Genomic DNA, 21031 nt, shown 5'->3' on the forward strand with positions numbered 1-21031 from the left:
CCGTGCGGCCTGAGTCTAAACGCCAGCCTCACGACACCTGCCCAGGTGGCGGAATTGGTAGACGCGCTGGCTTCAGGTGCCAGTGGCCGCAAGGCCGTGGAGGTTCGAGTCCTCTCCTGGGCACCACTGTCTTCTCTTGAAGGCCATGTTTTTCAAGTATATCAGGCACCTAGCGCCCATCCCGAGACACAAAACGGGACACATATGGGACACATTCGCTATGGTGATGATGATGAAGCTCAAGCACGTTGACGAACTCTCGGGGGGCCGCAAGCGATTCCGCAGGCGCTACCCCAAGGCCGTTGCTCAGGTTCTCGGGGAGGAGTTCTTTCAGGTGGCCATGAGGGCGCGTGAGGGGGCCGCTCTGGTGAAGGAGCAGGAAGCTCTTGTGGCTGAGTTCGACAAGATCGTGGCCAAGGCCAAGAGGAAGGCTGCGGGCAATGGGTCGCTTTCTCCCCTTGAACACTGGAGAGAGGCCGTTGCCGAGGCCGAGGCCATGGTGGAAGCGATCAAGGGCGATCTTGAGGAGGATGATCGGCGGGAAGTCTTGGCCGATGATCTCCACCAGAGAGGGGCTGACCCTGTCTTGGTCAAGGCCGTCATGGCCCCAGAGGCCGAGGAACCCCTTGTGACGATGCTCGATGCGAAGAAGATGTATTTCGCTGAGCGTGTCGAGGGTGAGAAGGGGCGCAACAAGAGGGACCAGCTTGAGCGTGTCTGTGCCCGCATCGAGAAGGCCCTAGGCCCCCTTCGCAAGCTCCCTATGGTGGACCTCAAACGGGAACACGCGAGGAAGCTGAGGGATTTCCTGCTCAAGGAGACGAAGGCCGACGGGTCTCCGCTGGCTGCTGGGTCTCTCCAACGGGAAAAGAACATGCTGGTGGCCATGGTCAATCTGGCAATCGTCGAGTTCGATCTGGACGGCAAGGTGGGCAACCCGTTCAAGGCGATGGACCTGACCCGCAAGGATGCACCACCAGAGGCCGAGGGGGCCAAGCGTGAGCCGCTTCCTGAGGGCGTGATCGGGGCCATGAGGGTGCGCGTCAGGGACAACGTGAAGGAACCCGCTCTGCGCCTGATATGGCGGCTCTTGGAGGGGACAGGGTGCAGGGTGGCCGAGGTGGTGGGCCTTCGTGTCGAAGACGTAGACGTCGATCACCGCTACCCCCACCTTCGCATCCGCTGGCATGAGGGACGCAGGGTCAAGACCAAGGTCTCCATCCGTGACGTGCCCCTTGTGGGTGATGCTCTGGTGGCCGCTAAGGAGGCGCTGGGTGCGGCTGAGGGTGAGGCTATGCTCTTCCCCAAGTATGACCACGCGGGTGGCCCTGAGGCTGTCTCTCAGGCGCTCATGAAGCATCTGCGGTTGATCACGAAGGACCAGCGGCATGTGCTGCACTCCCTTCGTCACAATGTGAAGGACAGGTTCATGCTGGCGAGGGTGCCAGAGAGAGACGAACACCGCATCCTCGGGCACTCTCAAGGGGGCCTTGGAGATAGTGTTTACGGGGGCACTGAGGCGAGACTGAGGGCCACCTATGAGTCGATGGAGAGGGCGTTTGTCGTCGAGGCGGAGACCGAGGAGAGGGGGGCTGAGGGGGCACCCTGAGGTGGCTTCCACCAGCCGTGGTGGTAGGAACGGGTTCTGCAGAGGCTACAGGGCCGCTTAGCAACCACGTCACGGGCGCTTGAGGCAGCCTTTCGGGAGGCCCCTGAGGGCGCGTGGGATATGCCCTGACGGGTTCGCCTGACGTGGCAGTCGCCTAGCCGGATTGGCATCGCGCGAATTCTCATGCTAGCGTCGTCCCAAAGGTGGCAAGCTCAATTCGCTTTGCAACCGACAAGACTTCGGGGAGAGGGACGGAATTTGAGCAGTGCAGACATCAAGTCGCTAGGGTCATTCGTTTGGTCCATCGCGGAACTCCTTCGCGGGGATTTCAAGCAATCCGAGTATGGCAAGGTCGTCCTGCCTTTCGTTGTCCTGCGCCGTCTGGACTGCATCCCCGAGGCGACCAAGCCCGCCACCCTCGACGCGGCCCCGCTTGCGCCATTTGTAGATCGTCTGCGGCGTCATCCCGAAGCGCTCAGCCAATACCGTGCCGACCTCATCGCTCGCCTGGATCGCCGCCCGCACTCTGGGTGTCGTCGTCGCCTGCTTGTGAAGATGGATAAGTATGTCCGTGCCCCGTCCCGAATGTCCCTCAGGACCGACCTTGCCATGAAGAGTGCGGATCGTCGGGGGGAAATGTAATCATCCGGGATTGGACAATTATGTTCAGATCAAAACCGACAATCAAGAAATCAGACGATTGCAAAAGGACAAATCATGAAGTTCAGAAAGAGAGTCGATCTGTGGTTCTTACAGTATTTAAGGCTGTTTCGTTTAGCACAGGCGTCTCGTCGATTGAAACTGGCGGACACTTTTATCGACTTTCCTCAGTCTCTTCCCACCGGCACCCTACCATTCGTGATTTTTACGGCCGCAGACAGTTTGTATCTGCATCGGTTTCTCGTGCCCTATTGCGCTTCAATCATGGCTCACGTTGCGGCTCCGCACCTTCATCTTCATCTATACAATACAAAGGACGAAGACCTAGAACTTATACGTAAGACGCGGCAAGCCTTCCCCGATCTTACTATTAGTTGGAGCCTTGAGTATTTTTACCCCCTCGAATGGGAAAAGCGAGCCCAATCCTCTGAACGGCAGTCATGGAAAAGCCTCTACATTTGCACATCCCGGTTCATTGCTGCGGACGAATTTCAGAAGCGGTCGGGCTGTAATCTGCTCATCACCGATATCGACATTCTCTTCAATGGAGACGTTTCCAGCCGGTTTACTGACAAAATCGACGTATCCATGATGCTACGGTTAAAGCAGAGAAATATCTGCAAGCGCACGCTGGGAGGAGTAATATATGTCTCGGCCACTAAGGTGGGACGTACCTTCCTGTCTCAGACGGCTCTCGAAGTTCGTCGCTTCTTATCAGCTGGGTTCTACTGGTTTGCATTTGACCAACTGGCACTTTACCGAGCCTTCAAATCGATGTCTAAGGACGCCATCCGTTCAGGCTTTAGCCCTCTCACTGACAGTGATATTACCTTTGACATGCATCGTGACGGAATGATCTTGTTTCCTAAAGGCAAGATAAAGAATAGTCAGGAATTTGTCGACCGAGTTAAATCATATATAAAGGATATGGAGCGGGAATGACATCCGTGAATTTGAGAAACTCGAACGAACAGTCACGAACTGTATTGACGCCTTATTTGATCCCCCCGGGTAGCAAGAAGGTTCTGAATGTCGGAGATGGTATTATCCTAAAAGCTGTTGAGCGGAGACTGGGAAGCTTCGCTCCGGCATTTACTTTCTCATCTCGTGCGGCCCCTACCGTCAATCAGAAACAGACAATGGAAAGAAATGGGGTAACGGTTTTAGCAGGTGCTAATCAGCTCAACGACACTTTTACCCCTTGGCCGGGATTGACAGCGGATGAGCTTCACCGATCATCTCACGTCCTTGTTCCCATGGGGGTCGGGCTGCATGGCGAGCCGGACCGCAACGTCGAAATGTCTGCCAACACCAGTTCGATCATGGACATCATACACCAGCGGACACGCTATTCCTCATGGCGCTGTCCGCGAACTGTTATCTATCTCGTGAAGACAATGCCGCATCTCGCACCCCAAGTTTTGATGACAGGTTGCCCCGTTCTCTATGATAAGCCGCTTCTCGACTCTTCGAGTATACTGAAGAATGACGATACCGTCGCGGTGACCGTCACCGAGCGTGACGTGTTTTGGGAACGAGAGACACTAACCATTGACTTTGTTGCACGTCGGTTTCCTGCATCGAAGAAGGTTCTTGTCATTCACCAAGATTATCTTGCTCGCAAAAGACCCTGGCTTGCAGATCGCCTGCTTGGCGCAAGGCGACAATCGGCATATGGACTCAGACGATATGCGTTGGCTAGAGGTTTCGAGATTTCTGTTCCGGCGACCAACATCGAAGCAATCGACTTCTACCGTTCTGCAACACTGCATATTGGGAGCAGGCTTCACGCACATCTACACATGCTGTCACAGAACAAATGGAGTTTTCTGACTAAAGTTGATGAAAGATCCACCGGCATTGCGGAACATTTCGGCTTCCCGTTGTGCGACCCTTCACGCTTTGCCGACTACATGGATTTTGACTTCGAGACCGTACGGCAGGCAGCGCTCAGGACCTTCCCCATGATGCAGAAATTCGTTGAATCGATTGACCGATGAAAAGCCTAAAGAAATTTCTTTCGAGGTTTACCGGCAGCAGGAAGAAATCTCTGCTGGGGACCCTTTCGTACAAGGAATCCAAAAACATTGGCGAGTTGATCGCAGATTTGCGGGCTGAGGGGCTAACCTATGTCGGGCCGAGAAAGCTCGAAAGTCTGGCTTGGGCCGCGGTTAAGGTCAAAGAGAGAGCTGTTGTAGGTGATTTCGTTGAAGCCGGTGTGGCTCTCGGTGGCTCCGCTATCCTGCTTGGCAAGTTGAAGCCGGAGACGGCGCGCTTAAGGCTCTACGATGTCTTTGAGCAGATTCCAGCTCCCGGACCAAAAGACGGAGCAGATGCTCACGACCGCTATGCAATTATATCTTCCGGAAAGTCCAGTGGGCTTGGGGGCGGCACTTACTATGGCTATATCGATAATCTAGAAGATGTCGTGCGGGCTAACCTTGCCTCTTACGGGATCACATCGGCGCTTTCGCGAGTGGAATTCCGGAAGGGGCTGTTCGAAGAGACTTTGCATATTGATGAACCGGTGGCGCTAGCTCATATTGATTGTGACTGGTACAACTCGGTTAAGGTCTGCATTGCCCGAATATTCCCCCGACTATCGCCGGGAGGAATGATGGTATTCGATGACTACAAGTCCTACTCGGGCTGCCGCCGTGCCGTTGATGAATGGCTCGCTACCGAGAAGAGTGCGCGCATCATAAACAAGGCGAAGTCGGTAACTGTTACCAAATTATTCTGAACACGAGGTCAATCTCTCAGGCGTTGAATGTGGCGGAAGAAAGTTGCTTGGCACTCTGCCTTTGGCCGGGGAGCGTCTGGCGGACAGACAAGGCGCTCGACGCAAGATGGTTACACAATGCTCTCAACTTCGTCTACGGGCATGTAAATCTTCATCAACTCGAAGAGGTCGTCGGGAAGTTCGTCGATCAGCACCATGCTGGGGTCGGTGATTAACTTGCGAGCGCCTGCGAAGAGACGGGCGATGAGGTCTGCGTTTTTGGCGGTGGAGATTGTCTGCTGTGACATATTGAGGAACCTTGTGTTGTTATGTTCGGGAAAATGGCGGTGGCGTCAGTTGCCGTTGCCGCCAAAGTTTTCGTGGTTGACGATGGAGTGGAGACCAGCGGCCATCAGGGCAGCCAAGACCTCGGCCCGAGAGATTTCCTTCCCGGTGTTCCTGAGGTGCACCTTCTGGAGAACCTCGATCACGGCGATATGGTCCACCCTGAGGCTGATGTTGATCCATGCTGCCTTGTTCTCACCCCGGCGAGAGCGGGCGATGTTGGCGTGGGTCTCCTCGGCTGTCATCATCTCGATGACTGGCAGGGACCAGTAGGCCCTCTTGCGAAGGAGGCGGGACCAGTAGTGGCGACGGCGTTCTCCGAGCTTGGAGGCGTCCGTCTTCGTGGGGCGGGTGTAGTTGGATTGCTTCATTGGGGTTTCCTTTCATCGCCATGACGGCTGGGAATCGTTGAGGTGCCCCCTCGTCGCCATGACGGCTGGGTGGACCGAGAGGGCGCGCTTAACGGCGGCGTCTGCCATCTCTCGGGCAAACTCACTGCGCTGGGCGTCTCGTCGCCTAGACGGCTGGTCTACCTCGTCTTGGTCTCTGGCCACGACGGGACGGTGCCAGCACTTGGCCTTTCGCATAGGCTTGAGCCTCGGGACGGACCCATGGTCCACCCCTCGCGTCACCGGGAAGGTCTCGTTCAGGGTGCCCTCTCGGGTCTGTTCGATGTAGGCCTTGATCGAAACCCCGAAGAACTTCTTGGTGTAGGCATTGGCAGCCTTGGCGATATTCATCCTGCCATCACCCCGAGGAGGTTCCCGAAGGAGCTTGGGGTCGGTCAGAACACGGCGGAGACAAGCGTCGGTGGAGACGTGCGAGAGGATGTGCTGCATCACCCCCAGACGCTCGGTAACAGGCACCGCGTAGATCATCTCTGTGAGGGCATGAACGCGGGCGTGATGCTCCTCGTTTGCGCGCCGGTCTTCGGCCTTTCGGGTGCCCCTTGCGGAGTTCCGTGAGGCTGCCTTCTGGCAGGCGGTGGAGCAGTAGGTCTGATTGGACCGCTTGGGGGCAAACTCGGCCTGGCACTTCGGGCACACTTGGAGGGCGGCATCGAACGTGCCAATGGGTTCGACGACGGCGTCGCCATCGCTGATCATGTCGCGCATGAGGATTTCCTTTGGAGGGGGGCTGAGGGTGGACCTGATGGGCATGCTGCTGTCGCAGGGCCATCATCAGGGGGACTTCAAGGGGGCTTTGCCCTGAAAGACCAAGGCGGAGACTGTCACCCTAGGGTGGTGCTAGGGCTTCTTCGTCTTCGAGGAGAACTCCGAGAACTGGGTCTTCCCAAGGCGAAGCCGATGATCGGGCATGTTCAGGTTCATCCAGTGAAACTGGGTCTCCTGAATGGGGCACCTCTATCATGGGGTCTTTGGCTTGGCACAGCCAAGACGATCAACACCCTAGGGTGCTGTTAAAGCTGCTTTGTCTCCGAGGAGGAACTCCGAGAACTGGGTCTTCCCAAGGCGAAGCCGATGATCGGTCATGCTCAGGGTCATCCAGCGATGCTGGGTCACCTGAGGGGGCACCTCTAATGGGCTTCTTCCTCTTCGAAGAAGGCGAAGCCGTCACCTGAAGGTTCACCTATATATATACGGAGGCGGATTATCCGGGGTTGCATGCTAGGGGTTCCCTTTATTCTATACGGAGGGCGGATTATCCAGCCAGAGCAGCCGGGGTGTCGTCTTCTCCATGAAGTTGCGAAAGGGACTGTTCACCCCACCTCTCACGCCCCCGCAAAGAGAACCCCGCAAGGTCACCCAAACGGGCACCTCACGGGGCACAGGAACAAGGTCATGAGAAGGCAGTCGTCGTGAATGTCACCCCCGAGGCCAGACCGTCGTCGCATAGCTGAACCCTGTGTCGCCGATACTCGTCACAGGAGGGGCCGCTCAGGTCCGGTCTCTTGGGGCAAGGGGGTGGGTTATTCGAATGAAGTCGGTTCAGCTTCCCCACCGTTCCAACGCCGCCTCGGCCTTCGCCGGGTTCTGGGTGATGCGAATGACGGCGTTCCTGTTCACCCCTGTGGCCTTCGCTATAGCTGACTGACCCTGACCAGCCTCTGCCAGCGCGATCACCTGATCAAGCTGCTCGCGCGTGAAGGTGGGCTTCCTGCCCTTGAACTTCTCAGGAGAGGCCACCTTGTGGTGCGCTATACCGGCCCTCTGAGCCTCCTTCGTGGCCTGTGCCTGCGCCTCGGCCTGCGCCGCCATGAACCCTATCAGGGCGTCCCTCACGGCCTCCTCCGTGGCTGTCTTGGGGCGGGCATCGAAGACCATGCCGTTGATCACGGTCTTGACCGTCACGCCCCTGTCGAGGAGGCTCCTGAGAGTGTCTGTCACGTCCCTGTAGTTGCGCCCGAGGCGGTCCAGCCACCGCACCACCAGAGCGTCCCCTTCGCGCAGCTTGTGGAGCAACTCACGGCCCCCCTCACGGTCTGCTAGGTGGGTGCTAACGCCCGAGACTCCGTGGTCTGTCACTACCTCATCAATCTTGAAGCCTGCCTTGGTGGCCTGCTCAAGCTGGTGGTCGCTGGTCTGCTCCGACGTGGAGGCGCGGACGTAGAGGATTGTCTTGTTCATCGTGGCTCATCCTGTTCTCAAGAGTTCTGCTCACTGACTTGGTATGTTCACAAGGCAATGTCAACCCTCATGAACGCCCCTCAGGGCACCTTTCGCGCCGCTCTCTGAGGTATACCCTATGAACAGTTCTTGCGAGCAGCCTCTGGGCAACCGCATGGGCGACGGCAAGAACAGGCGCAGGCGGGGCAGATCGACGATGATCTCCACCGGCTCACGCTGAACAAGGAGGGAGAAGCCACCAAGGTGGATGGCGAGGGTGATCGTGAGGGAAAGTTCTAGGGGATGGATATGGGTGGTGTGAGAGAGTGTGTTGGGGGTGCCCCCACGGGGGGTATCGCGCCAGCCGCTATATCAATCTTGGGCTGTCGGATTTTTATGCTGAAATATTCTGACCTCCCCACGGCGCGCCCGGAGCCAGTAATTGCTTGAAAAGATCGGAGCTCGACTGGCTGAACCTTGACGCTTGGCCCTCGCTTCAAGTACGTTACAAAGTCGAAGCGAAAACCGCGCAGTTGATGCGGAAGTAGATCGATATTGGCAAGCTAAGTGCCAAATTGACCTTACTTTTCGCATAAAATTGCCTGAAAGTCTTGCGAAGCGTCGCCCCAGAATATTGAGAAGGATGAGCAGGTATGCACTTCAAGAGTCTTCTTAGACCAGCAATCCTACTGGGCGCAACAATGATGGTGCAGGGTTGCGTAACTGCAGGCTATGAAGGTCAAGTAGGAGCAATGATATCTGGAGATCAGGTTGTTGCGCGTCGCGAAGCCAACAGGACGGTTACTGTTTACCAAACGGCACCTGTCGGATTGCGGCCGCTGGGGGAAGTATCGGCGCGACGCTGTCATCGGAGCTTCGTCGAAGACGCGCCAAACGAGGCAGCGCTAATAGACGATCTGAAACTGGCAGCCTACGCACAAGGAGGAGACGCAATAAGCGGCATCAAAACGGAACGAAAGAATGGATTGTTGGCAAATTGTTGGTATGTGGTCGAAGCTACTGCCTCGGTTTGGGGGAAATAGATTTCCTTAATAGGTGCCCAGTTACACTTGAGGTAGAATTGGCAATTTGGTTGAATTCAATGGCCTCCAAGTACTTACCAAGTTGATCATTTGGTTATCAACGAGATTATTGCATTCGCACCCATTTCATGAGACACATCAGGCTCAAGTCTTGGGACGCAAGGCCGCGAAAGCGCTCTGATTATCTCTTGAAAAACAGAAGGTTGCCTCTCGGTTCGATTTTCAGACCGTCCTCTCCTGGGCACCATATCCCACCAATGCCTTTCAGCGTCACGCGTTGTAAAAAATCGTCTTTTGCGCCGAAGGTCATGGAATCGTAACGGGTTTGGTGAGACGATGATCTTATGAATCTTGGTGCGTATCCCTGTTATACCAGAGCGGAACGTCTTGCGGACGGTGTGGTTCACGTGACCGGGCTTGTCGCTGCGGTCACGGGTGTGGCGATGTTGCTGCTGGTGTGGGCGCTGCGGATGGACGGTGTGACGCTCGCGGCGGTGCTGGTCTATTCGCTGGCGCTCCTCGCGATGCTGGTGGCCTCGGCGGCCTACCATCTGCTTGCGCATACGGCGGCGCGCCCGATGCTGCGGCGCCTCGACCACGCGGCGATCTATGTCAAGATCGCGGGTACGTTCACACCGCTGAGCGTTCTTCTCGGCACGGCCTTCGGCTATATCGTGCTGGCGGCGGTCTGGGCGCTGGCGCTGATGGGGGCCGTGTCCAAGTTGCGCCGCCCGCGGGGGCAGATGACGACGGGCTGGCTGCCCTATATCGCGCTCGGCTGGCTGGGGGTGGGGCTTATCCTGCCGCTCGCGGGCGTCCTGCCGGGGGTGAGCCTTGGCCTGATCGTGGCGGGCGGCCTGATTTACAGCCTGGGTGTGGTGTTTTACGCGTGGGAAAGCCTGCGTTTCGCCAATGCGATCTGGCATTCCTTCGTGGCGGTGGCCACCGCCTGTTTTTTTCTCGGGATCAGCACGGCGCTCGCCACTGCGCTTTGAGGGGGTGCCTCAGACGCGGCGACTGGCCTTGATATCCTCGAAAAGCTCGACGTTCCGGCAATAGCTGGGCGCGGGGGCACCTGTCTCGTGGGAGGCAAGCCAATGCTCGCAATCGCCCGGGCTGCTGCATCCCGTGCAGGCGAGGACGGCGGTACTGATGTCATCGGGGGTAAGCAGACCCTCCATGACTTTCTGTTCCAGATCAACGCCCTGAGCACTTGCCATGCGGTCAACCAGATCGGCGTGATGCTTGAGCGTCCTGGTGCGTTGCATGGGCGAAACTCCTGTTGGTTGCCCATGAGGGTGCGCAAAAGAGAGGCTGCGCGCCTTGATCTGTGTCAAACCGGGGCGCGCGCCTCAGAGCTGGGACGCCACGCGCCGCACCGTTTCGACCCGTTGGGCGTTGGGCGGATGCGTGCCGAGGAAGCGGTTGCCGGGATCAGGGATCTGCGTGAAGAATTCGACGCCACGCAGGGGGCTATAACCGGCCCTGTGGGTGATCACGGTGCCGAGGGCGTCGGCCTCAAGCTCGAATTCCTTGGAAAACACGCGCCCACCCACGCCTGCGCCGACCCGGGCCGCCTGATCGACAGCCCCCTGACCGGCCCCTGTCACTGCGGCGATCCCGCCAAGGATGAGCGCGCCAGCCGCTGCGCTCTGCTGCTGGCGGGGGATGTGGCCGGCGATGTGATGCGCGGCCTCGTGGCCCATGACGAACGCCAGTTCGTCGGTGTTTCTCACCGTTGCGATCATCGGCAGGGTGAAGGCGAGGACCGGCCGGCCGTTGCGGTCGAGTGTCTGATAGGCGTTGACCGGCTGGCCGGGGCGGTCATCCACCACGATACGGAAATCGCAGTTGGCGCGGGGCGCGCGGGCGCGGCATTCGCGCTCGGCCACCGGCTGGACCCGCTGTACGACGGTCAGGAACTGCTGCACCTTGTCGCGCGTCACCGCCGACGCGGCGGGTTGCGGGGCGGGGCGCGTGGTCTGTCTGGTCTCGGTCACCTCGACGCAGGAGGCGAGCGCGAGCAGGGCAAGACAGGGGATCCAGCGCATGTTCACTCCTTCCAAAGGTTCACGCTCTCTTTGTAGCAGGGTTGCGGCGCCTCGCCAGCCCCTGTCGGGAGGTAATTGCAATTCGCTGCTGAACGGCTAGGCTCTGCCCATGTTTTCCATCGAACATGAATTCGACTCGACCGTGATCACCCTCGTGGACGAGGGTGCCGCTCCGCTGAGCGAGGATGTCATTATCAATGCTTTCGAGGAATGTGTGACCGTCGAGCAATACGACCCCCGCACCGATACCGTTCAGAAGATCACACTGTCGATCGGGCAGTTGCGTGATCTCGGTGCGGCGCTCGATCTTCCCGAGGGCGTCTATCTGCGCGAGGTCAGGCCCTGAGCCTCAGCCGCCGATGCGGGTGAGCATCTCGGCGGCGGCGACCGAGGGCGGGAGCCTGCCTTCGGCGACCTGCCGGGCCAGCACTGCCATCTCTTCACGCATCTCGGGCGTGTCGAGCCGCGCCAGAAGGCCCTGTTTCACTTCCTCGACGAACCAGCTTTGTGCCTGTGCCGCGCGTCGGGCGGCGAAATGCCCCTCGGTCCGGCGCCAGTCGATGAGCGCACGGATTTCCGTCCACGCCTTTTCCAGCCCGTCCTCGGTCAGCGCCGAAACAGTCATCGCTTTGGGAAAACCTGGCGGATCCTGAGGGCGCTTGCGCAAAAGACGCAGGGCGCCGGCGTAATCCGAACAGGTGCGCGTGGCCACCGGTTTCAGATCGCCATCGGCCTTGTTGACGAGGATGAGATCGGCGATTTCCATGATGCCGCGCTTGACGCCCTGCAACTCGTCGCCCCCCGCAGGTGCAAGAAGCAGCACGAATATATCCGACATCTCGGCCACTACGGTCTCTGACTGGCCTACGCCCACGGTCTCGATCAGCACCACGTCAAAGCCCGCCGCCTCGCACAGCGTCACGGCCTCGCGCGTGCGCCGTGCCACGCCGCCCAGATGCGATTGCGAGGGCGAGGGGCGGATAAAGGCGCGCGGGTCGCGGCTCAGCCGCTCCATCCGCGTCTTGTCACCCAGGATCGAGCCGCCCGAGCGCGCCGAGGAGGGATCGACCGCGAGCACCGCGACCCGCAGCCCCTGCCCGGTCAGCATCAACCCGAAGCTCTCGATGAAGGTGGATTTGCCGACCCCCGGCGTGCCCGAAAGACCGATGCGGATGGCCGCGCGTCCCGCGCGGTTGACCTGTTCCAGAAGGCGCGCCGCATCTTCGCGATGGTCGGCGCGCGCGCTTTCGACAAGGGTGATGGCGCGGGCGAGCGCGCGGCGGTCGCCGCTCAGGATCCTGTCGCTCAGACTCTCTTCGGTCATTGGGTCGCCTGTTGGGTGCCGGGTCTTCTTGCCCCGGAGCGCGGCGCGTGTCCAGAGCGGGGGAGATGAGTATTTGTCGAACAGTGAAACGGGGCGGGCCTCTGGCCAAAGTTGTGCGCGCGTCCGATAAGCGAAGAATGAGCCTGCGCCTGCCTATCCATGATGTGATCCCCGACCTGCTTGCTGCCCTGCGCGCGCGTGGGCGCGCGGTCTTGCAGGCCCCGCCCGGGGCGGGCAAGACCACGGTGGTGCCGCTGGAGATGCTGCGCGCAGGCCTGGTCGATGGGCGCATCGTGATGCTGGAGCCGCGCCGTCTGGCGGCGCGGGCGGCGGCGGAGCGGATGGCGGAGAGCCTTGGGGAAAGCGTCGGTGGGACCGTGGGCTACCGTATCCGGGGCGAGGCGAGGATCTCGCGCGAGACGCGCATCGAGGTGGTCACCGAGGGGATTCTGACCCGGATGGTGCAGGGCGCGCCGGATCTGCCGGGCGTGGGCGCGGTGATTTTCGACGAGTTTCACGAGCGTTCCCTCAATGCCGATCTCGGTCTCGCGCTCTGTCTCGAGGTGGCGGGCGCATTGCGCGAGGATTTGACGCTCTTGGCCATGTCGGCCACGCTCGATGCGGAACCGGTGGCGGCGCTGATGGGCGATGTGCCGGTGATCACCTCCGAGGGGCGCGCCTTTCCGGTCACGATCCGCTGGCTGGAGCGGCCCTTGCCCAAGGGTGCGCGGGTGGCGGAGGCGACGGCGGATCTGGTGGCGCAGGCGGTGGCCGAGACGCAGGGTGGCGTGCTTGTGTTTCTGCCGGGCGAGGGGGAAATCCGGCGCTGCGAGGCCCTCCTGAAAGGGCGGCTGGCGCCCGATTGCCACATCAGGCCGCTTTTTGGCGCGATGGATTTCGCCGCGCAGCGCGCAGCGATCGCGCCTGTGCCTTCGGGCCGCAAGGTGGTGCTCGCCACGGCGATTGCCGAGACCTCGCTCACCATCGAGGATATTCGCGTGGTGGTGGATGCGGGCCGCGCGCGGCGCGCACGCTTTGATCCGGGCTCCGGCATGGCGCGGCTCGTGACCGAGCGGGTGACACGCGCCGAGGCCACGCAGCGGGCCGGACGGGCAGGAAGGGTGGCCGAGGGGGTCTGCTACCGGCTCTGGATGCGTGGCGAGGAGGGGGCGCTGGTCCCTTTTCCTCCAGCAGAGATCGAGGCCGCAGATCTTGCGGGGCTGGCGCTCGAACTGGCGCTCTGGGGCGCGGGACCGGAAGCGCTGCCTTTCCTTACCCCACCCAATCCGGGCAGTTACGCCGAGGCGCGCGCGCTCCTCACGGCCCTCGGCGCGCTCGATGATCGGGGCGCGATCACCACGCATGGCCGGACGCTGGCGGCGCTGCCGCTGCATCCGCGTCTGGCGCATATGCTGAGTGTGGCGGGGCCGGAGGCTGCCGATCTCGCCGCGCTTCTGGCCGAGCGCGACCCGCTGCCGCGTGCGGCCCCGGTCGACCTCGCGCTCAGGCTGGCGGCTGTCGGCAATCCGCGCGGCTTTGCCGAGCGCCATCCCTGGCAGGCGCATCGCGGCACCGTGGAACGGATACGCGCCGAGGCCAGACGTCTGCGTGCGCAGGTGCTGCGCGGCGACGGGCGGAATGCCGCCGAAATGGCCGCCCTCGCCTACCCTGACCGGATCGGGTTGCGGCGCAAGGGCGAGGCACCGCGTTTCGTGCTCTCGGGCGGCAAGGGCGCGGTGATGCCCGAGGGCGATCCGCTGGCGGGCGCGCGGCTCCTTGTGGCGACGGACCTTGACGGCGACCCGCGCGAGGCGCGCATCCGGCAGGCGATTGCCATATCCGAAGCCGAAATCCGGGGCCTTTATGCCGACCGCATCGCCTGGCACGAGGTCTGTGCCTGGGACCGGCGGGTGCGGCGCGTGGTGGCGCGGCGGCAGGAGCGGCTTGGCGCGCTGGTGCTCGACGACCGGAGCTGGCCGGAGGTGCCACCCGAGGCAGTGGCGCGCGCCATGCTCGAGGGCGTATGCGATCTGGGGCTGGTCTGGAGCGCTGCCGCCCGGCGGCTCGCAGCTAGGGTGGCGCTTTTGCGCGCGCAGGACTCCGCCTTGCCGGACATGGGCGAGGCGGCGCTCCTTGCGGGGCTGGAGGACTGGCTTCTGCCCCATCTCGCGGGTGTGAGAACCGCGGAGGACTGGCGCGGCTTCGACATCGCCCCGGCGCTGGAGGCGATGCTGAGCTGGGATCAGCGGCAGGCGCTCGACCGTGCCGTGCCAGGACAGTTCACGACCCCGCTCGGGCGGCGTATCCCCATCGATTATTCCGGCGAGGCCCCTGAAATCACCCTGCGCCTGCAAGAAATGTTCGGGCAGACGATCCATCCGAAGGTCGCAGGCCAGCCCTTGCGCGTCACGCTCCTGTCGCCCGCGGGCCGGCCCTTGCAGACGACGATGGACCTGCCCGGTTTCTGGGCCACGTCCTACGCAGACGTGCGCAAGGAGATGCGCGGGCGCTATCCGCGCCATCCCTGGCCCGAGGATCCGACCGAGGCTGATCCGACGCTTCGCGCCAAGCCCCGCAATACTTAGTGATTTGCAAAACCAGCTTTTTAAACTTAACTTATCGGGTTAACGAATAAAGGTATCGACCTATCCCGAGCAGGGCTTTTGTGTCATGGTTCAGATGTCTCATCTTGCCGCATGCCCAGACGTAGCGGTTGTTTATCCGCCCGACATGCAGGTCGCGGCGCTCTGTTGGCGCAAGCTCATGGGCAAGAAAGAGGTTCTGCTGATCACCAGCCGGGATACCGGACGTTGGATTGTGCCCAAGGGTTGGCCCATCGAGGGGCTGAACGGCGCGCAATCGGCGCTGCGCGAGGCTTGGGAAGAGGCGGGTGTGCGCGCCGAAGCGGCCAGGGCGCGGCCTTGCGGGCAATTCCGCTATGAAAAGATCCTCAAGGATGGCAGCGCCATGCTTCTGGTCGCGCGACTTTACAAGGTGCGGCTGCGCGCGGGTGATCTGGCCGACCGATTTCCCGAGGCGGGCCAGCGCCAGCGCCTCTGGGTGCGCCCCAAAAAGGCGGCGCAGATGGTCGAGGAACCCGATTTGCAGGCTATCCTGCGCGCCCTCTGAGATCGCTCAGACCGGGACAAGCGCCCAGTAATCGAGATCGAGCAGGACATGGGGCAGGTATTTGCCATCCTCGCCCTTGAGGGTAAACGGTGTGCCGCCCTTGGTCGCCACCAGCCGCAGGCGCAGCGCGCCCACCCCCGGTGCAGGTGTCTCGGCGCGGTCGAGCACCTCTGACCAGGCGCGAACCGTGTCGCCCGCAAAGCAAGGGTTGGCATGGCTGCCCGCATTCACCGCCACGATCACCTGCGCATTGGCCAGCCCATTGAACGACAGCGCGCGCGCCATCGAGATCACATGTCCACCATAGATGAGCCGCTTGCCATCCTCGCGCAGGCTTGCGTCGAAATGGGTCTTGGCGGTGTTCTGCCACAGGCGCGTGGCCAGCATGTGCTCGGCCTCCTCGATGGTCACGCCGTCCACATGGTCGATCTGCTCGCCCGGCGCATAATCGCCCCAGCGATGCGGCTCTCCGGCGCGGGTGAAGTCGTAGCGCGTGAAATCAAGGCCCTCGGGGATGACCAGATCGCCCGCCGCCACCGCAGGCGCTAGGGCCGGGACCACCGGCGCGGGGGCGGGGGCGCTGGCGTCACGCTTGCGCACCATGACCCAGCGGACAAACTCCATCACCGTCTCGCCATGCTGGTTGGTGCCCGAGGTGCGCACATAGACCACCCCGGTCTTGCCCGAGGAGTTTTCCTTGAGGCCGATCACCTCGGATTGCGAGGTGAGTGTATCGCCCGGCCAGACCGGGCGCAGCCAGCGCGCCTCGGCATAGCCGAGATTCGCCACGGCATTCAGCGAGATGTCGGGCACCGATTTGCCGAACACGATGTGAAATGCCGCGAGATCGTCGAGCGGGCTTGCCCGCAGGCCAGAGGCGCGGGCGAATTCGTCCGAGGAATGCAGCGCGTGGCGCGCCGGGTAAAGCGCGTGATAAAGCGCGCGCTCGCCCCCCGAGACGGTGCGCGGCACGGCATGGACGATCACTTCGCCCAGACGGTAATCCTCGAAGAAGCGGCCCGGATTGGTCTTGGCCATGGTCACTGATCTCCCAGCTTGATTTCGGGGGAATAGGTGCCGGGCACCTCCTTGGTGACGGCCTGACCGCAGCGCATCACGCCATTGGCGGCGTCGAACGCATAGGTGGGGTTGCCGTGCAAAACCCAGCCCTTGTTGAGCGCGTCGGTCACCTTGTGACAAAAGGCCGACGTGTCGTCGGCCGTCAGAAAACGGTAAAGTTGCATTGGCTCACCCCGGAAACGGCCAGACGCCCAGCCAGTTGTGGACAAAGGTCATGGCGAAGAACAGCACGATGGTGATGATTACCAGCACGATGTCGCGCTTCGCCTCTCCGGGCGCGGGACGGTCCCAATCCTCGGCCATGTTGATGATCGCGACCTCGAGCACGGCCCAGCCAAGCAGCCCGCCAAAGAGAATGAGCGAGGCCAGATCACCGTTGACCAGCAGATGCGCCACCGCCCAGACCTTGACGGCGGTCAATTGCGGATGGCGCATGGCCCCGCGCAGACGCCCTTTGGTGGCGCTCATGCCATAAAGGAACACGGCGCCCAGCATCATCAGGTTGTTGAGATGCACCGTCCAGGCAGGCGGCGCCCAGACATGGATGAACGCTGCCTGCCGGTAGCCGATCACCATGAGCACCAGCCCCACCAGCACGCCGAGCGCTACAAGACCCTTGCCTGCGTTGCCCACCCTCTCGCGCAGTTCCGGAGCCACGCGCTTGAACAGGTGCGCCACGGTCCAGAGGATCAGTCCGAGGATGAGATAGGCCATAGATCGCTACTCCGCTGCCAGATCGCGTATCGCCTGGGCTTGTGCAAGGATGCGCTGCGCCGTCACCACATGCAGATTCTCGACAATCTGCCCGTCCACGACCGCGATCCCCTGACCCGAGGCTCGGCTTTCTTCATACGCGGCAATCTGACGTTCGGCCAGTTCGATTTCGGCATCGGTGGGGGCAAAGGCGGCATTGGCGATGTCGATCTGCGCCGGATGGATCAGCGTCTTGCCGTCGAAACCCAGATCGCGGCCCTGTTCGCATTCGACGCGGAGCCCGTCCTCGTCCTTGAACCGGTTATAGACCCCGTCCACCGCCACGATCCGCGCCGCGCGGGCCGCGAGAACGATGGTCTGAAGCGTGAGCATGAGTGGCATCCGGTCCGCGCAGGGGCGCGTACGCAGGTCCTTGGCCAGATCATTGGTGCCCGCGACCAGCCCCGCCACACGCGCATGCGCGGCGATCTCGCGCGCATTGAAGATCGAGAGCGGCGTTTCCATCATCGCCCAGACCGGCAGATCGGGGCCGATGATCTCGGTGAGCGTGTCAATATCGGAGGGCGCGTTGACCTTGGGCAGAAGGATCGCGTCGGCCCCCGAATTGGCAAGCGCGCGCGCGTCCTCCAACCCCCATTCGGTCGAGAGCGCGTTGATCCGCACGATTTTCGCGCGCCTGCCATAGCCGCCCTGTCCCAGTGCCGCACGCAGCGTGGCGCGGGCCTCTTGCTTGACATCGGGGGCGACGGCGTCCTCGAGGTCGAAAATGATCGCGTCGGCGGGCAGGCTGCGCGCCTTGTCGAGCGCGCGCTCTTTTGATCCGGGGATATAAAGCACGGAACGGTAGGGTTGGGTGGTGGCCATGGTCTGCCCTCGCTTTTGGCGGAAAGAATATTGCGCAGGGATGCCACTTTTCGGCGGAAAACTTCAAGCGGTTTCTGCCGCGATGCAGCATGGAGAGCGTGCGCACACGTTAACCAAGTATTCATGTCTTTTCCGGCATGATTCCGCGTGACGGCAGGGATCAACCGGAAAAGGGTGTGACGATGAACAGATACGTTCTGGCGCTGGCCTTGGCGTCGAGTGCCGGGCCTGTGCTGGCGCAGGGCGGGACTTGTGCACCGCGCGATGTCGTGGTGAACCGGCTGGCCGACGCCTATGGCGAGACGCGGCAATCCATGGGGCTTGGCTCGCAAGGCGCGGTGGTCGAGGTCTTCGCCTCGGAAACATCAGGCAGCTGGACGATCACCGTGACGGGCGCCAACGGCATCACCTGCCTGATCGCGGCTGGCCAGTCGTTCGAGACCATGACAGACGCCTTGCCCGTGCCGGGCAGCGACGCCTAGAGACCGTCCGCGATCAGCTTCAGGCCGGTCACCGTCAGCAGCACATAGGTGATCGCGAAAAAGACGCGTTCCGGCACGATCCGGTGCGTGCACACACCGATCCACGCGCCGATCAGGGCAAAGGGCGCCAGCATCAGCGCGATTGTCAGCGTCTCGCGCGTGAACAGCCCGAGAAACCCGTAAGGCACCGCCTTGGAGATGTTGATGGCGAAAAAGACCGACACCGTGGTGGCCTGAAACCCGGTCTTGCTCAGGCCGCGTGACAAAAGGTAAACCGCCGCCGGCGGCCCGCCCGCATGGCTCACGAAGCTGGTGAAACCCGCTACCACCCCTGCCATCAGCCCCGCGCCCACTGGCAGGGGCTTTGACGCCCCACGCACCAGACCCGCCCGCACGGCAAGTTGCCAGACAACGAACCCCACCGCGATCGCCCCGATCAGCACGCGCATCAGATCGGCATCGGCGATGCGGTAGAACAGCACGCCAAGCGCCACGCCCGGCAACCCGCCGAGCACCAGCACCCACGTCTCCTCGTTTCCCCATTGTCGCCAATAGGGGCGCAGCGTCGCCACGTCGATCACCATCAGCAGCGGCAGCATGATCCCGAGCGCCACCCCCGGCGGGGCCACGATCGCCAGAATCGCCGCTCCCGCAAACGCCGCGCCAGAGCCGAATCCGCCTTTTGAGACCCCGGCGAAGAGTGCGGCAAAGGCGCCAGCGGCGAAGAATTCCCATGTCATAGGCACCGGCCAAGCTCCCGTTCTCGCGCCCCTTTGTCGGCATACGACAGTATGCCGCAACCATTGCCCCCCGGATCGTGACATGCGGCAGGCTTGCATGACACAGAAATTCGGACTACGCCACGCCGCAACTATGCAACCTGTGGAGACAGATCCAATGGCCAGACCCAAGATCGCGTTGATCGGTGCGGGACAGATCGGCGGCACGCTCGCCCATCTCGCCGCGTTGAAGGAACTCGGCGACATTGTGCTTTTCGACATTGCCGAAGGCACCCCCGAGGGCAAGGCGCTCGACATCGCCGAATCCGGTCCCTCCGAGGGGTTCGACGCGGCGCTCAAGGGCACGCAATCCTATGCCGATATCGCGGGCGCTGATGTCTGCATCGTGACCGCCGGTGTGCCGCGCAAGCCGGGGATGAGCCGCGATGACCTTCTGGGCATCAACCTCAAGGTCATGAAGTCGGTGGGCGAGGGGATCGCTGCCAACGCGCCCGACGCCTTTGTGATCTGCATCACCAACCCGCTTGATGCGATGGTCTGGGCGCTCCAGAAATTCTCAGGGCTTCCCGCGCACAAGGTCTGCGGCATGGCCGGTGTGCTCGATAGCGCCCGCTTCCGCCACTTCCTCAGCCTCGAGTTCGGTGTGTCCATGAAGGACGTTACCGCCTTCGTGCTTGGCGGTCATGGCGACACGATGGTGCCCTCCGTGCGCTATTCGACCGTAGCGGGCATTCCGCTGCCGGACCTGATCGAGATGGGCTGGACCACGCAGGAGAAACTGGACGCCATCGTGCAGCGCACCCGCGACGGCGGGGCCGAGATCGTGGGCCTGCTCAAGACCGGCTCAGCTTTCTATGCCCCCGCTACTTCGGCCATCGAGATGGCCGAAGCCTATCTCAAGGACCAGAAACGGGTTCTGCCCTGCGCCGCGTATTGCGATGGCGAACTGGGCGTGAAGGACATGTATGTGGGCGTGCCCACGGTGATCGGCGCGGGCGGCATCGAGCGCATCGTCGAGATCAAGCTCACCAAGGACGAACAGGCCATGTTCGACAAGTCGGTCGATGCTGTGAAGGGCCTTGTTAAGGCCTGCAAGGAAATCGACCCGTCGCTTGCTTGACGGTCGAGTCCTGTCACTTCGATCAGGGCTGGAGCACCTCCAGCCCTGATTCTTTTCCAGTCGGGGGAACCCTTTCGACAGCCACTTGTGATCACATGAATTATTCGTGTGATCACAAAATGCAAAAATTCGGCAGAAAATTTCCGTCGCGGCGAAAAATCCTTAAATCGCCCTTCATTCCATGCCTATACCGGTCCTGATCACAGCAAAACGGGACAGTTTTATGAACATCCACGAGTATCAGGCGAAGGCGCTCCTTCGGTCCTACGGCGCCCCGGTGTCGGATGGCCGCGTGGTCCTGCGCGCGGAAGAGGCCAAGACCGCCGCGGGCGCGCTCGACGGGCCGCTCTGGGTCGTAAAGGCGCAGATCCACGCCGGTGGGCGCGGCAAGGGCAAGTTCAAGGAAGCGGGGGCCGGCGAGGCGGGCGGTGTGCGCCTTGCCAAATCCGTCGAGGAGGCCGCCGAGGAGGCGCGCCGGATGCTCGGGCGCACGCTTGTGACCAAGCAGACCGGGCCTGCGGGCAAGCAGGTCAACCGCATCTATATCGAGGACGGCTCGGGGATCGAGCGCGAGCTTTACC

General features: G+C 61.7%; 23 protein-coding genes, 1 tRNA gene and 2 pseudogenes. 13 read left to right on the forward strand and 13 right to left on the reverse strand.

The genetic code is table 11. From position 1 onward, the window contains the following. Positions 1–39 precede the first annotated feature (39 nt). The 3 genes and pseudogenes from KAK09_RS17265 to KAK09_RS18900 all read left to right on the forward strand — a co-directional run. Positions 40–126: transfer RNA gene (locus KAK09_RS17265), tRNA-Leu, on the forward strand. A gap of 94 nt (positions 127–220) precedes the next feature. Continuing rightward, positions 221–1609, forward strand: coding sequence for a tyrosine-type recombinase/integrase (locus KAK09_RS17270; RefSeq protein WP_210880182.1), 1389 nt, complete (start codon positions 221–223; stop codon positions 1607–1609). A gap of 183 nt (positions 1610–1792) precedes the next feature. Next, positions 1793–1993: pseudogene (locus KAK09_RS18900) on the forward strand (type I restriction-modification system subunit M N-terminal domain-containing protein); the annotation flags it as partial. 45 nt (positions 1994–2038) lie between these two features. On the opposite strand, the pseudogene KAK09_RS18905 reads toward KAK09_RS18900, so the two are convergent. Then, positions 2039–2176: pseudogene (locus tag KAK09_RS18905) on the reverse strand (IS481 family transposase); the annotation flags it as partial. A 150-nt stretch (positions 2177–2326) separates the two neighbouring features. On the opposite strand from KAK09_RS18905, the gene KAK09_RS17280 reads away from it, so the two are divergent. The 3 genes from KAK09_RS17280 to KAK09_RS17290 are packed head-to-tail and all read left to right on the forward strand — an operon-like array spanning position 2327 to position 5012. After that, entirely contained in the window at positions 2327–3211 is an 885-nt protein-coding gene (locus tag KAK09_RS17280) for a putative nucleotide-diphospho-sugar transferase (protein ID WP_210880184.1), read from the forward strand. Continuing rightward, on the forward strand, positions 3208–4269 hold the full coding sequence (locus KAK09_RS17285; protein ID WP_210880185.1) for a polysaccharide pyruvyl transferase family protein: 1062 nt from the start codon (positions 3208–3210) through the stop codon (positions 4267–4269). The genes KAK09_RS17280 and KAK09_RS17285 overlap by 4 nt, the downstream gene beginning before the upstream one ends. Beyond that, positions 4266–5012: a TylF/MycF/NovP-related O-methyltransferase gene (locus KAK09_RS17290; RefSeq protein ID WP_210880186.1), complete on the forward strand. Its 747-nt coding sequence runs from the start codon at positions 4266–4268 to the stop codon at positions 5010–5012. The genes KAK09_RS17285 and KAK09_RS17290 overlap by 4 nt, the downstream gene beginning before the upstream one ends. Positions 5013–5122: 110 nt before the next feature. Here the strand turns inward: KAK09_RS17290 and KAK09_RS17295 are convergent, their stop codons facing one another. The 4 genes from KAK09_RS17295 to KAK09_RS17310 all read right to left on the reverse strand — a co-directional run bounded on the left by KAK09_RS17295 (position 5123) and on the right by KAK09_RS17310 (position 7924). Then, positions 5123–5299, reverse strand: coding sequence for a hypothetical protein (locus tag KAK09_RS17295; RefSeq protein WP_210880187.1), 177 nt, complete (start codon positions 5297–5299; stop codon positions 5123–5125). Positions 5300–5344: 45 nt separating this feature from the next. Further along, positions 5345–5707, reverse strand: a complete 363-nt coding sequence (locus KAK09_RS17300; RefSeq protein ID WP_210880188.1) for a hypothetical protein — start codon at positions 5705–5707, stop codon at positions 5345–5347. A 12-nt stretch (positions 5708–5719) separates the two neighbouring features. Further along, positions 5720–6451 (reverse strand): hypothetical protein, encoded by a 732-nt coding sequence (locus KAK09_RS17305; RefSeq protein WP_210880189.1) that lies wholly within the window; start codon positions 6449–6451, stop codon positions 5720–5722. Positions 6452–7285: 834 nt separating this feature from the next. Beyond that, positions 7286–7924: a recombinase family protein gene (locus tag KAK09_RS17310; RefSeq protein ID WP_210880190.1), complete on the reverse strand. Its 639-nt coding sequence runs from the start codon at positions 7922–7924 to the stop codon at positions 7286–7288. Positions 7925–9290: 1366 nt separating this feature from the next. Here KAK09_RS17310 and trhA point away from each other — a divergent pair. After that, positions 9291–9941: a PAQR family membrane homeostasis protein TrhA gene (trhA, locus tag KAK09_RS17315; protein ID WP_210880191.1), complete on the forward strand. Its 651-nt coding sequence runs from the start codon at positions 9291–9293 to the stop codon at positions 9939–9941. 9 nt (positions 9942–9950) lie between these two features. On the opposite strand, the gene KAK09_RS17320 is transcribed toward trhA, so the two are convergent. After that, positions 9951–10214, reverse strand: coding sequence for a DUF6455 family protein (locus KAK09_RS17320; RefSeq protein ID WP_210880192.1), 264 nt, complete (start codon positions 10212–10214; stop codon positions 9951–9953). Positions 10215–10298: 84 nt separating this feature from the next. After that, entirely contained in the window at positions 10299–10997 is a 699-nt protein-coding gene (locus KAK09_RS17325; RefSeq protein ID WP_210880193.1) for a M48 family metallopeptidase, read from the reverse strand. Between the two features lie 109 nt (positions 10998–11106). On the opposite strand from KAK09_RS17325, the gene KAK09_RS17330 reads away from it, so the two are divergent. Further along, positions 11107–11343, forward strand: a complete 237-nt coding sequence (locus KAK09_RS17330; protein ID WP_210880194.1) for a hypothetical protein — start codon at positions 11107–11109, stop codon at positions 11341–11343. A gap of 3 nt (positions 11344–11346) precedes the next feature. On the opposite strand, the gene meaB is transcribed toward KAK09_RS17330, so the two are convergent. After that, positions 11347–12321 (reverse strand): methylmalonyl Co-A mutase-associated GTPase MeaB, encoded by a 975-nt coding sequence (gene meaB / locus KAK09_RS17335; RefSeq protein ID WP_210880195.1) that lies wholly within the window; start codon positions 12319–12321, stop codon positions 11347–11349. Positions 12322–12458: 137 nt separating this feature from the next. Here meaB and hrpB point away from each other — a divergent pair, with 137 nt between their 5' ends. Then, complete coding sequence (hrpB, locus tag KAK09_RS17340; RefSeq protein ID WP_210880196.1) at positions 12459–14906, forward strand: ATP-dependent helicase HrpB; 2448 nt, start codon at positions 12459–12461, stop codon at positions 14904–14906. A gap of 85 nt (positions 14907–14991) precedes the next feature. Continuing rightward, positions 14992–15450: an NUDIX hydrolase gene (locus KAK09_RS17345; protein ID WP_247651395.1), complete on the forward strand. Its 459-nt coding sequence runs from the start codon at positions 14992–14994 to the stop codon at positions 15448–15450. A 6-nt stretch (positions 15451–15456) separates the two neighbouring features. On the opposite strand, the gene KAK09_RS17350 is transcribed toward KAK09_RS17345, so the two are convergent. Genes KAK09_RS17350 through KAK09_RS17365 form a run of 4 tightly spaced genes read right to left on the reverse strand, consistent with a single transcriptional unit; the run spans position 15457 to position 18108 of the window. Further along, complete coding sequence (locus tag KAK09_RS17350) at positions 15457–16488, reverse strand: MaoC family dehydratase (protein ID WP_210880197.1); 1032 nt, start codon at positions 16486–16488, stop codon at positions 15457–15459. Positions 16489–16490: 2 nt separating this feature from the next. Beyond that, a complete protein-coding gene (locus KAK09_RS17355; protein ID WP_210880198.1) occupies positions 16491–16694 on the reverse strand; it encodes a DUF1737 domain-containing protein in 204 nt (67 codons plus the stop codon). Between the two features lie 4 nt (positions 16695–16698). Further along, entirely contained in the window at positions 16699–17244 is a 546-nt protein-coding gene (locus KAK09_RS17360; protein ID WP_210880199.1) for an NnrU family protein, read from the reverse strand. A 6-nt stretch (positions 17245–17250) separates the two neighbouring features. Beyond that, entirely contained in the window at positions 17251–18108 is an 858-nt protein-coding gene (locus KAK09_RS17365; RefSeq protein WP_210880200.1) for an HpcH/HpaI aldolase/citrate lyase family protein, read from the reverse strand. 182 nt (positions 18109–18290) lie between these two features. On the opposite strand from KAK09_RS17365, the gene KAK09_RS17370 reads away from it, so the two are divergent. Next, positions 18291–18590 carry a hypothetical protein gene (locus KAK09_RS17370; RefSeq protein ID WP_210880201.1) on the forward strand — a complete coding sequence of 100 codons (300 nt, stop codon included), beginning with the start codon at positions 18291–18293 and terminating at the stop codon, positions 18588–18590. Here the strand turns inward: KAK09_RS17370 and KAK09_RS17375 are convergent. Beyond that, a complete protein-coding gene (locus KAK09_RS17375; RefSeq protein WP_210880204.1) occupies positions 18587–19330 on the reverse strand; it encodes a sulfite exporter TauE/SafE family protein in 744 nt (247 codons plus the stop codon). The genes KAK09_RS17370 and KAK09_RS17375 overlap by 4 nt on opposite strands. 157 nt (positions 19331–19487) lie before the next feature. Between KAK09_RS17375 and mdh the strand changes: the two genes are divergently transcribed. After that, complete coding sequence (gene mdh / locus KAK09_RS17380) at positions 19488–20450, forward strand: malate dehydrogenase (protein WP_210880202.1); 963 nt, start codon at positions 19488–19490, stop codon at positions 20448–20450. A 223-nt stretch (positions 20451–20673) separates the two neighbouring features. Beyond that, positions 20674–21031 (forward strand): ATP-grasp domain-containing protein (locus KAK09_RS17385; protein ID WP_336244482.1); only part of this gene is annotated, 358 nt, incomplete at its 3' end.

This window comes from Roseovarius autotrophicus (assembly GCF_018069895.1).
Lineage (GTDB): Bacteria > Pseudomonadota > Alphaproteobacteria > Rhodobacterales > Rhodobacteraceae > Roseovarius > Roseovarius autotrophicus.

Bases quoted from the DNA above. Each gene is read 5' to 3' on its own strand.
- KAK09_RS17270 (WP_210880182.1), top strand. From the start codon at position 221: ATGGTGATGATGATGAAGCTCAAGCACGTTGACGAACTCTCGGGGGGC.
- KAK09_RS17280 (WP_210880184.1), top strand. From the start codon at position 2,327: ATGAAGTTCAGAAAGAGAGTCGATCTGTGGTTCTTACAGTATTTAAGG.
- KAK09_RS17285 (WP_210880185.1), top strand. From the start codon at position 3,208: ATGACATCCGTGAATTTGAGAAACTCGAACGAACAGTCACGAACTGTA.
- KAK09_RS17290 (WP_210880186.1), top strand. From the start codon at position 4,266: ATGAAAAGCCTAAAGAAATTTCTTTCGAGGTTTACCGGCAGCAGGAAG.
- KAK09_RS17295 (WP_210880187.1), bottom strand. From the start codon at position 5,299: ATGTCACAGCAGACAATCTCCACCGCCAAAAACGCAGACCTCATCGCC.
- KAK09_RS17300 (WP_210880188.1), bottom strand. From the start codon at position 5,707: ATGAAGCAATCCAACTACACCCGCCCCACGAAGACGGACGCCTCCAAG.
- KAK09_RS17305 (WP_210880189.1), bottom strand. From the start codon at position 6,451: ATGCGCGACATGATCAGCGATGGCGACGCCGTCGTCGAACCCATTGGC.
- KAK09_RS17310 (WP_210880190.1), bottom strand. From the start codon at position 7,924: ATGAACAAGACAATCCTCTACGTCCGCGCCTCCACGTCGGAGCAGACC.
- trhA (WP_210880191.1), top strand. From the start codon at position 9,291: ATGAATCTTGGTGCGTATCCCTGTTATACCAGAGCGGAACGTCTTGCG.
- KAK09_RS17320 (WP_210880192.1), bottom strand. From the start codon at position 10,214: ATGCAACGCACCAGGACGCTCAAGCATCACGCCGATCTGGTTGACCGC.
- KAK09_RS17325 (WP_210880193.1), bottom strand. From the start codon at position 10,997: ATGCGCTGGATCCCCTGTCTTGCCCTGCTCGCGCTCGCCTCCTGCGTC.
- KAK09_RS17330 (WP_210880194.1), top strand. From the start codon at position 11,107: ATGTTTTCCATCGAACATGAATTCGACTCGACCGTGATCACCCTCGTG.
- meaB (WP_210880195.1), bottom strand. From the start codon at position 12,321: ATGACCGAAGAGAGTCTGAGCGACAGGATCCTGAGCGGCGACCGCCGC.
- hrpB (WP_210880196.1), top strand. From the start codon at position 12,459: ATGAGCCTGCGCCTGCCTATCCATGATGTGATCCCCGACCTGCTTGCT.
- KAK09_RS17345 (WP_247651395.1), top strand. From the start codon at position 14,992: ATGGTTCAGATGTCTCATCTTGCCGCATGCCCAGACGTAGCGGTTGTT.
- KAK09_RS17350 (WP_210880197.1), bottom strand. From the start codon at position 16,488: ATGGCCAAGACCAATCCGGGCCGCTTCTTCGAGGATTACCGTCTGGGC.
- KAK09_RS17355 (WP_210880198.1), bottom strand. From the start codon at position 16,694: ATGCAACTTTACCGTTTTCTGACGGCCGACGACACGTCGGCCTTTTGT.
- KAK09_RS17360 (WP_210880199.1), bottom strand. From the start codon at position 17,244: ATGGCCTATCTCATCCTCGGACTGATCCTCTGGACCGTGGCGCACCTG.
- KAK09_RS17365 (WP_210880200.1), bottom strand. From the start codon at position 18,108: ATGGCCACCACCCAACCCTACCGTTCCGTGCTTTATATCCCCGGATCA.
- KAK09_RS17370 (WP_210880201.1), top strand. From the start codon at position 18,291: ATGAACAGATACGTTCTGGCGCTGGCCTTGGCGTCGAGTGCCGGGCCT.
- KAK09_RS17375 (WP_210880204.1), bottom strand. From the start codon at position 19,330: ATGACATGGGAATTCTTCGCCGCTGGCGCCTTTGCCGCACTCTTCGCC.
- mdh (WP_210880202.1), top strand. From the start codon at position 19,488: ATGGCCAGACCCAAGATCGCGTTGATCGGTGCGGGACAGATCGGCGGC.